The 11,850-nt window shown below is 45.0% G+C and carries 2 protein-coding genes; both read right to left on the bottom strand.

Annotated elements, in window-relative coordinates; genetic code table 11:
- Position 1 precedes the first annotated feature (1 nt).
- Positions 2-4,636, bottom strand: a complete 4,635-nt coding sequence (locus HG263_RS16150; protein ID WP_171627121.1) for a polyketide synthase family protein — start codon at positions 4,634-4,636, stop codon at positions 2-4.
- A complete protein-coding gene (locus HG263_RS16145; protein ID WP_171627120.1) occupies positions 4,626-11,441 on the bottom strand; it encodes a type I polyketide synthase in 6,816 nt (2,271 codons plus the stop codon). Before HG263_RS16145 ends, HG263_RS16150 begins: the two co-directional genes overlap by 11 nt.
- Positions 11,442-11,850 lie beyond the last annotated feature (409 nt).

Genomic DNA, 11,850 nt, shown 5'->3' with positions numbered 1-11,850 from the left:
GTCATACCGTTTGCGCTCTCATTGTTAATATCGACTGCAGATCACCCTCGTAACACACATACATGTCGTCACATAAGCCAATCACGCGATCCTCATATAGCACCTCAATGACCGCTGTGATCTCCAAGCGAGCTTGATGCGCAGCTAACTCAGTTACACTGATGTCTTTGATTGTCATACGATAGAACAGGGTTTCGTTTTGGAACTTCACTTCGCCACGGAATTTAGCCGATGAACTATGTCCAGATTTAGTCACTAACTTGACCCCTGGTAGTTGAGGTAACTTCAAGTAGTACATATAGAAAGAGAACAGCTGCTGACATCCTTCAACGGTAAAGGTCCCAGGCACACAAGGGTCATTTTTAAAGTGCGCATTAAATACCCAATGTTCGGTCGAGATATCTACTTCCCCGAGCATTTGCCCTAGCTGCCATGCGCCACCACGAGGTTCAAACTGAGACACCCTATCGAGCATGCGATGACATGGTCCGTACAGTGCAACCGCTTTGTTATCAACATACCCGTCTCCAAAACACTGTGACAGTAGGCCCGAGTTTAATGCCGCGATTTGCGTACTATCAAAGCTTTGCAGTTGACTCAATTTGGTGACATCAATGGGGTTTTGCTGAGGTTTCGCAGTAAAGAACACCCCTTTGTTGTTCATGCTCTTACCGCTTTGCTTGAGCAAGTCTTCACGATAGAAGAAACCTGATGCTGCAACTAAGGTAAAGCAATGACGCTCAGCACCATTAGCCGCTTTAGCAAAACAATCGTACTCATAATCAATCAGTACGTTGTTGCCCATCTTCTTAAATGAGGTGATACGTACCACACCACGGAGTATTTCGCCCGGTTTAGGGAACTCTCCATATACGGTGGTTTCACTGTTCACAGCACGATAAGAATGTTGTCCTTGGAACATTTCGTCACAACCAATCAGCGTAAATGCCACTATCATTGCGTGAGACGATTCCAACGATACAAACGATGGCACCTGCCCTTTTACCACATACCAGTCATCTGGCGAGATGTCGTATTCCCAATGCACTTCACACGGTTTTAACTGACCACGCTCTGCTGTACATGACAAAATGCGAGATACAAACATATATGGCCATGACGGCATACGCGTACGTACAGAATATTGATCCGCAGCTGCATAATCAGGCCCCAAAACATTAGCAATTAAGCCATCTGTGATCTCGTGCAGTTGTTGCTCATTAAACATTGCAGCTGCTGAACGCGGCGATACAGGGATGTTTTTCACTTCTGGCGCTAAACGTCCATAGCGCGGGTCAAGTAATACCGCTTTCGCTCGGCTTGCACTGCTTGCTGAAAGTACAGCATCAGGCACTGCTGAGTGTTCTGCTGCGCTATTTTGCAGCTGCTGCTCATCAAGCTCAGAGGCCAGCAATGTGGCTGTTGCCGCATAACTTGCTCGCATTGCTTGTAAAAAAGCACTATGTGTTTTGGCATTTTGAGCTAGTTGAGACATCACCTTGTGCTGCACCGTGCTAGGTAATGAAGTGGGACCTGCAACGTTGTGCGCCTGAATAGATTCCAGAGCATCCTCTTGAGTACTCTCTTGAGTTGGCTCCTGAACAGCTTCAACAACTGGCTCAGTTAATTGAACATCATTTTGCGTAACCGATGCTGTTGGCGCGGCAGAGGCTTGTTCAACAACACCGTGCTGAACATCGTGTTGCGGCGCTTCAGTTACGTTGACTTCTAGCGGTGCAAAACGTGCGCGACATGGAGCAAACTGGGCCATCGTGCTGTCATTAACTAAAGTCTCGGCAACGGTGTTTTCTCCGGCCACCCAAATTGTCTTAAATAGCCCTTTTGGCTTTTCACCGGATAAGTTAGCAAATAGGCTAGTGAAGCCTTTATCTTCATACTTATCAGCCGCTTTTAAAATCATATGGCTATAGGTTCTGTCTAAGCCCATACCGCTGATAGCGGCATAACGCAGCGCATCAGTCTGTTGCTGCTCATGGCGTAGCACTAAACCCTGCTGCTGTGATGATATAGACTGTTGTTGTGACAGATGTGGCACTGCAGGCAAGCGTCTGCGATACAAATTAAGTGCTGTGCCAATCAAACTGGTGATATAAGATGCACCATGTAAATGACCAACATGCTGTTTGATGTTAGAGACAGTTACAGGTTTGCTCGCGTCCCCATAAACCGATAACAATCCTTGTTTTTCAGCTTCATCTTCAGCATCAATACCACTGGCATGCACTTCTAACAGCTCAACCTGCTCAACATCAACCCCTGCTTTTTCCAGTGCCATGCTGGCCGCTTGCGCGATGCATGTAGCATCTGGAACAAAAGTCGTGCCATTATCAACCGATTGCGTAAAGCTTAAAGCTTCTATCGTTGCATAAACACGGTCTTTATCCGTTACCGTATCGCTTGGTTTGAGCACCACAACACCGCCACCTTCACCCAGTTTCCACCCTTTACTTTCTAGTAATGGCATACCTGGCTGCGAGGCATTAATTGGCGAGCGTTGGTGAGCAAACATCACACCTTCAGCACTACCACCAAAGCTCCCCCCACCAACAATGACAGCATCAACCTGTCCGGCATCAAGCAGCAGGCGTGCAACATCTATGGCTTTAGCAATTGAGTTTTCATGAGACTGCAAGGTAAATGCAGGACCATTGAGTTTTAACAACGCTGAGATACGACTAGATACAATATTACCAATTCCGCCCGTCACACCTTCGACAGTCGGCTCTGGAAATAACGCATCTTTTGTAATCGTCTCTAAGCGTTTTAACTCCTCATCTGTCAGTTCAATGCTTGCTTTGGCTAGACTATCTTTTAGTTGCCAAGCCATTTCTGTTCTAGCTTGATAGCGCAAGCTGTTAACATCATCATCACCTGCAACGATTACCGCAATGTTGCGCACTTGGCCATCACGCTCATAACCTGCGTCTAAAAATGCAGCTTCTGCAAGCGGCATCAGCGACAAGTGAGAAAGCAAGTGTAAGCCTGCTACATTGGGTGGGATTTTGTAACGCTGGCAGTCAAAAATAAAGTTATCTAAAAACGCTCCGGTCGGAAGCTCATTTAGATTGTACTTTTCTAACAATGACTTACACTGCTCAATTCCTGACCAACGCTTTAATGGTAACTCGCTAAAGTTATCAGCCCCTTGGGCAATCAATGCATCTAGTTCAACAAGTTCTTTAACCTGTGGTAAACAAGCACTAAGGCCAACAATCGCCAAACTACTAGGCGATTTTTCAGGCTCAGCCTCTGTCACTGTCTTTATGGCATCTTCAGAGCAAATGACTAAGTGGCCGTTAACGCCACCAAAACCAAAAGCGTTCACCCCAGCAACTTTGCCTTTGCCTTGAGCTGGCCACTTTATGGCTGAGCGAACGACAGAGTTGATGGTTAATATACCTGATTCACTTCCCACAAAGTCTTCTACTTTTTGTGTAGCAGGTACTTTGTCGTGCTGCATAGATAGCAGAACTTTGAAAATACTGACCATACTGGAAGCTGTGAGTGCGTGACCAAAGTTTTGCTTATTCGCACCAATTTTTGGTAAACGATCAGCGCCAAAAAAACTGGCGATAGAATTAAGCTCTACTTTGTCACCAACGGGTGTTCCTGTGGCATGACACTCTACATAGTCAGGGTAGCGACTCGCTTGCTCGTAAGCTCGCGATAACGCTAATTGTTGGCCCTTACTATCTGGTACTAGCATATGTTTAGCACCAGCGTCGTTAGACAGACCGATGGCGTCAATCACACCATAAATTTTGTCGCCGCTGGCTTTTGCATCGCTATAACGTTTTAATGCTAATACACCAACACCTTCACCCGCTTTCAAGCCACCTGATCGCTTATCAAACGGCAAAGACTCTTCCCCTTTATCAGGAAACGCCTTAAGTACGTTGAAACCATGGTTGATATAGATATGGTCGGCTTGACAAGTCGCACCGGCAAGCATGATATCCGCCTCCCCCGCTTGTAAGTGTTTACAAGCGAGACTGATGGAATAAATCCCCGAAGAGCATGCACCATCAATGGTATAAGTTGGACCCTGCAAGCCCAGCGCTTGGGCTGTTACCACAGCGTTGTGACTACCAATCAGCAAATTATCAAATGACCAGTCATGACCTTGCCAATATTTACTAAACGCAAAGTCTTCACGACCAATGAGCGTTTGGATATGCGGTGTCAAAATCTCATGATACATTTGGCTAACCAACTGCTTGGCCGCATGTGTTGGCATATTGATGTTACCCAGTACCAGACCAGTACGAGATAACAGTTCTTCAACTTCGCTACACCCTGCATCTTTTAATGCCGCAGCTGCTGCATGCAAAGTCCATTGGAACACTTTATCAAACTGCTGCAATGTTTGCTCTGCAACGCGAAAACCGTTCAGTTCAATGTCCGATTTTCTGACGTAGCCATTTTTGCTGTAGCCAATCTTATCAATCGTGCCTTTTTCTGGGTGCTTGTAAAGAGCGGGAGATACCCCGAGCTCTAGCTCAGAGATCTCACTCGTTACATCGGTTCCCTGTTCAAAGACTTTCCAGAGTTGCTCTGGGTTGTCGGCTTCGGGGAAGATACACCCCAAACCGACAATCGCTATTTTATCTTTCATGTTCACTCACACCTTTTAACAACGCGTTTTCTGAAGCAGAAATCGACGCTAACTGTGTGTACTTGACCCCTGAAAGTCGGTACGCTAACTCGCGGCGCTCGTTGTATACCGAAATATCAGATAGCAGCGTTTGCTTATTACAAGACACCACATCTACAGCTACATAAAAGCGCTCGTCAAAATTAATATCGCGATGCTTTTCTATATGTTGTATGCCAAGCGGCAGTCCCACAGTTTGTTTGTGATGACGAAGCCACAGATAAGGGACTTGCACAAAGATGTCTGCGATAAAGCCATTAAACTGTCGAATGTCATTGAATTGCCCATGACCGACTTGCTGACTAGTAAGTTGACAACAGACCAACATGCCTTTTTCGTCATTTTGTATTACATAATCAATACCTTGCAGTGAGGGGCCACTGAATAGGTAGCCACGTACTCCGTTATGATAAACAGGGAATGGTAGAACCTTTTCGCCTTGCAATTTGGCAGCATCTAGCTGTTCTTTGCTGGCTTCTGCCTTAGCAACCAGCGCAATACTGGCTTGATAGTGCTTAACAGCTTTACCATCTTTGAGCCCTGTCACTTCTAAGTGTAAGTTCAGCTTGCTACCTTGATGCTTATCGGCTTTGATCACACACTCAAAGTCATCACTTTGCTTGCCATCAAACACGATGCCTTTTAGCACGGCAAAGTCATTGATTTCACTTAAAGAGAAACCTGGATAGAAGTTAAGGCTCTGCTCTATCATCCAGTGCAAAGAGAACATTGCTGGGAACACGATATTGCCGCCCACCTGGTGATCTGTAAGACCTGGCGTTGCCGAAGCAAGCAAAGTACGTGTTACTTTTTGTGGTTCACTGTATTGCACTGACATTGGTTTTTTGTCGGCATGATATGCACGACCACCAATGATCACCTGTGTCGCACTTTGCTGTGGTGCATCCAATTCACTGACACACGCAGCAAACCCTGTTGGCTTATCAATCAGTACCAAGTTGCGGCTTTCATAGGCTTTTTTCAGAACATCATTGACCATACCACCGTCCCATGGGCCCCAATTTATAGAGCGAACAAGGCAGTTCGGGTATTGACGTTTGAGCATATCCGCGGCACGTGAAAGTACCTCATTAGACATTGAGTAGTCTGTTTGTCCTGCATTACCAAAGAACCCTGATACAGATGAGAACAGCAACACTGTTTCTAACTTGCTTTTATCCACCAGTGATAAAATGTTCTGTAATCCCAATATTTTGGTATCGAACACTAAGGCAAAATCTTCTAACGTTTTACGTTCAATTTTCTTATCTGCAAGGTTACCCGCACCATGAATTACACCGGTAATTGTACCAAGCTCTTTTTCTGCACTTTCAACAACTTGTTCCAATGCTTTTTTGCTTTGTACATCAGCTGCGTAGTAACGTGCTGGCGCACCTATCTTGGCTAATGCATCTAAGGTATCTTGGATTTCTTGCGTACCTTTGGTAGAGCGAATCAACGCATCAACTTTTGCAGGGGTCATCGGCTCAGACTGTGCTTTCAAGTACGCTATCGCTTGCTTTTTCAGCTGGGCATCATCGTTTGCACCTTGTGCCCACTGCGGTAGTGCTTTTAGTTCGCTGCGTCCAAGTAACGCAAAGCCACAACGGTAGCGTTTAGCCAGCTCAATCACACACCCAGCTGTAATACCTTTGGCACCACCGCTGACCAATAACACCGATTGCTCATTCAGCACAGGTGTACTTGTTTGTTGCGTTACGTCATCACGCTTAAGTACGAGCGCGGCACGTTGCTCTTTGCTAATACCAACGTGACTTAAAGTACGGTCAGAGTCAGCAAGTTCTTTGGCAAATGCTTCGTTCATCGCTTTTTTGCTCAAGCTTGTCTGCAAATCAAGGTGACGACAGTAAACGCTTGACCACTCGTAGTTCAACGATTTGGTTAAGCCACTTAATGCACTGTTTAAGGTGCCACTTTTGCCTTGTGCACTAGTACCAAATTGACCATCATTTAGACCAATAGTGAAAAAGTAAGCGGGTACTTTTGCAGACTCAGCTTGCAACTTAGGTTGTAATACTTTAGCCAACATAAAGAGTGCTTTTAAGCTAAATACCTGTGCTTGGTCGTATAACAGCTCCAGCGACTCTTGCTTAATTGGGTCCGCGACGTATAACACACCAGCAATCTTACGTTTGGTCTTAGACTCAACATCCTCAACCAATGCTTTCACCGCATCTTCTGTACACTGTGTTAAGTAAAAGTCACTTATCGTGTTGGTCTTTTTACTACCAACCAATACGCTAACCATATTCTGCTGCTGTTGTTTGAAAGTTTCTTCAAACAGCGTCACGCTTTTTTTGGTATTTGCCAGCACTAACCATTGGTGATTTTGCTGTGGCAAAACGGCAATACGGTCAGGTGCTGCAAGCGCTTCTAATTTAGCAACATAACGGCCTACTGAACTGGGGGACGCTGCAGATTTACTCTGCAGCTGGGACTTTTTTACGGCACCCTCCTGAGTGTCAGTTGACACAAAGAATCCGATTTGTTGAGTTTTCTTTTTCACGTCAGCATCAGCAACGTATACTTCTTCTTTAGCGTCTTCTTTCGCTTGTTGTTTTACAGCTGGTTTAGCTTCTGATGTTGCGTCAAGCGCACCACCATCAATGGCACTTAATACTTCTTGAATTGAATTATGAGCAAATTCAGCGATGCGGCGGATGGTGTTCAGAGCGTCAAAGTTAACGTCACCGTCTAGGTCATCTTCATCCATACCATCGCCTGAATCTTTACCCCACAAGCGTTCAAACAATGCAGCAAAGATTTCAATACGTTTGATAGAATCAATACCAAGATCCGACTCTAGGTCCATATCTGGGTCAATCATATCAGTCGGGTAACCCGTCTTATCACTTACGATTTCAACTAATAGGCTACAGATCTTATCGATATCCAACGACTCAAAGTATGATTTTTGCTCTAGATCTATTGCCCCACCTTCAAGTGCAGGTGCTTCTGCTGCAGGCGCAGGTGCCACTTCTGGCGCAGCTGTTTCAACTACCGGAGCAGGCGCTACAGGTGTTGCAGGCGCAACTGGCGCAGAGGTAATAGGTGCCGATACTACTGAAGCAGGAGCCGCTGGCGCAGCTTGAGCAACCGGTGCAGCTTGAGCAACTGGCGCAGCTTGTGCAACTGGCGCAGTTTGTGCAACCGGGGCAGCTTGTGCAACCGGGGCAGCTTGAGCAACCGGGGCAGCTTGAGCAATCGGTGCAGTATTAAGATTAGAAATTTCAGACACAGACGCAGCAGCACTAGACTCAACGCTGCCTAATAGCGCTTGCTGGCTACGGAAGTACTGTTCATGGTTTACATGATAAAGTGTCTGGTTCTTCTCAAGTACATTGAGCGTGTGATCGATATGACCTAGAACCTGGTTAAAGCTGTCGTGGTTACGAAACTCACTTAATGCATTTTGTTGATGACTGATAACCGACGTCAACATGTTTAAATACTGCTGTTGGTTTGCCTGAAACTGGCTATGTACGTCGCTTAATTGCTGTTGAGCTTGTAATTGTCCAGCAACGGCGCTGAACTGTGCATTTGTGTCGTTTTGAGACATGGTCAATTCCCTTGTGATCTGATTTTGATTTAAATTTGAAGATGTTTGATTTGAGTGTGTAGCTTGATTCGCCGCCCACTTAACTTCTTGTAATTTTTGCTCTAACTGTTGCTCTAAATCTTGGTTAGCCAGTTGCAACTGTTTAAGCTCTTGTTCTTTGTGTGCAATAGTTTGCGCGAGCTTTGCTTGCTCAACAGCAACCTGCTGCTGCACTTGTTCGTCAACATATTCTTTAAGTAAGCTATCGTCAGTATCGCGTAACTTTTCCATCACGGCTCTGCGCTTAGGCGTTGCATAGTTACCACCATCTAGCAAAATCGTCATAACTGACTGTTTGGCAGGTAATGGCTGCCTTAAGCGATACTTGTCGATGTGCTTAAGCTCGATGCCCAATGACACCATTTGTGCCACTGCTTTGTAGAACTGCGCAACCGTTGGTGCTGAAGATGACGGGTTAACGGGTACAACCGCAAAAGGTTTATCGCCCAGAATGTTTTTCACGAGGTTACTTAGCACCCCTTTTGGACCAACCTCAACAAACACTCTGATACCATCAGCGTACATTTGCTCTACCAATTCAACAAAGCGCACTGAGCTGGTTAACTGCGATGACAATGTCTCACGCATTTGCGCTGACTTATCGCTATATGGTTTAGCCGTCGTATTAGCATAAACTGGGTGCTTGGGTGCTGTGAACGGTATGAACTTCAAGACCTCTGAAAACGCACTTTGTGCTTGGGCAATGTAAGGTGAGTGGAACGCCGCATCTACGTTCAATTGCTGACATCTAAGCTGTTTTGCAATCAATTTTTGTGCGGCTTGCTGTGCTTCATCTTCTGCTCCAGCAAACACCGTTTGTTTTGGTGAGTTGAAGTTTGCAACAACTAAGTTTTTATACTCAGCTAAAACACTCTTTACAATTTCGCCATCCGCTTCTACCGCATACATGACACCTTTTTCATCTTTGCCTTTGAGCGCATTTGTCATAGACAAGGCACGCTCAACAGATGCTAAATAAAGCTGGCTTTCAGACATAGCACCGGCTGCCCACAGTGCTGTTAATTCACCGTAGCTGTGACCCGCAAAACGTGTAACTTCCATTCCCATGTTGCACAAGGTTTTGTAATACGCTGCAGATACTGCGCCCAGTGCTGGTTGAGTGAACTCAGTGCGGCGCAACTTGTTATGCAGCGCTTCTTCTTGCTCTTCAGTAAATACAGGCACAGGGTAGATAGCAGTAGAGAGCTTCTCGCCAAGCTTTTTGCGGCTCTCTAAATCAGCGACTCGTAAAGACTCTCTAAATTCAGGGTATTCAATGGCCATATCTCGAGCCATATTGAGATACTGTGAACCTTGACCTGGGAACAATGCAGCTACTTGTTTTTTATTTTCAACCAAACCTGTTGGACGATAGAAAACACCTAGCGGGTGCTCAAACGCTTGATCTGGCTGATTAGTCACAAGTGGTAATACTTTTTCAAGTAGGCCCGCTGCATGTGACGCATCACTGGTTACCATCGTTAAACGTGCATCGCCTTGCGGTACAGCAATTTTCTGTTGCTCCAGATGTTCACGGAATTTCGCGGCTCCTTCCTCAGAGCGCCAATCAGCCAGTGCTTGCTCAGCAACTTGTTGCAATTGTGCTGGTGTTGACGCACTTAGAACGACCACTTCGGGCAAGATCGATTGACGGTAAGCATCGGTGTGCTCATCTTGGAACTCCTCCAAAATGATGTGGTAGTTGGTACCACCAAACCCAAAGCCACTGGTTGCTGCACAACGTGGTTTTTTGCTATCTTTTTTCACCCAAGGCCTTGCTTCGGCACTGATGTAGAAAGGGTTTTTCTCATCTGCAAAAAACTTATTTGGCTTGGTGACATTGATTGTCGGCGGTAAAACTTTGTGATGTAACGCTTGTGAAACTTTAATCAACGAAGCTGCACCAGCAGCACATCTAGCATGGCCAATTTGAGATTTAATACTGCCCACAGCTATCGACTGCGGTGCCAAATCGTAATTACCAAATACCATGCCTAAGCTACGTAATTCGGTTTCATCACCTGACGCGGTGCCTGTACCATGCGCTTCAACCAGCTCAATATCTTCTGGAGAAACCGTCGTTCTGCTGTAGCTACGCTCGAGTGCAAAAACCTGACCTTGATCACGCGGTGCAAACACACTTTTAGCCTTACCATCACTTGATGCTTCAACTGACTTAATCACTGAATAGATTCTATCGCCATTGGCTACCGCATCACTTAGACGCTTCAGCACCACTAAGCCAACGCCATCCCCTAACAACATACCATCCGCTTGCTCATCAAACGGACGGCAGATCCCCGCTTTAGAAAGTGCAGGTGTTTTCGAGAAACATAAAAATGAGAAAATAGAGTTTTCTAGGTTAACACCACCGGTTAATACCGCATCACAGCTTCCCATTCTCAGCTCGTTTACCGCTGACTTAATTGCTGCATGGCTACTACCACAGGCGGCATCAACCATGTTAGATGTGCCACCAAAGTCAAAGTAACTGGCAATACGACCACATGCCACGTTACCTAAAAACCCAGGGAAGCTATCTTCGTTCCAGCCGATATAGCACTCGTTAAGCTTGTCAACAACACTGTCCACTACGCTGCTCGGTATGCCTTGGCTAACCATCGCACTGCGAACCATAGGTGTTTGGTTGCGAGCAAGAAGTGAAAACGCCGTATTTCCGTTGCCGGCACCACCTAAGATAACACCCACCTTGCTGCGATCTAATGAGCTGTTTTCTTTAAGTAAATTGGCATCTTCAATCGCTTTTTTAGCCACATGTAATGCAAACAGCTGGGCGGTACTGATTGACTCGATTAATACTGGCGGGATCTTAAACTCAATAGGATCAAAGGCGATAGGTTTGATGAAACCAGCTTTGAACATATAGGTTTTATCAACTTTACTCGGGTCAGGATCATAATATGCCTCCTTGTCCCAGTAAGTCATATTGTCTTTTTCATCGACACTGGTCATCGAATCTTTTTTCTGGCAAATGTTGCTCCAGAAATCGTAAAGATTGTCAGCATCAGGAAATTGGCTCGCCATGCCTACAATGGCGATTGGTTCATCCTCATACGATGTAGGTTTGCTTTGCGTATTTGGTTTAGCTTTAACTTTAGCTTTTGTAGGCGACTTCTTGGTGACCATATCACTCGTCCTTTTTATAAAAATTAGTGAAGTCAAAAATTCCATTCTTGATTACGAGCCATCCAAATTGTGTGCAAAAAAACACCCAGATCAGTCGAAATCAAAATACAGCTAAGGAACGACAAATGTTTAACATTTGTTACATATCAAAACACTTTTTGTCTGCAAAATGAAGACAAAAAATATGAAATTTTTTATACGAAAAATAATTCCATTAGTTTTTATGCGGTTATATATGAATTTTTTTATTTTCCTATAAAAAGGACAGATACAAACAAATTACAAGGCTTACATTTAGCTGAAACAGCACTCCCCAATAACAAAAACCTAAAGAAAATGAAATTATAAAACCAAATAAATCAAAAACATACAAAACAGAAGAGGCAATATAAACTTTAATTATTGTTTA

This window comes from Pseudoalteromonas caenipelagi (genome assembly GCF_013140855.1).
GTDB classification, from domain to species: Bacteria; Pseudomonadota; Gammaproteobacteria; order Enterobacterales; family Alteromonadaceae; genus Pseudoalteromonas; species Pseudoalteromonas caenipelagi.
This window is presented reverse-complemented; position numbering and strand designations above follow the sequence as displayed.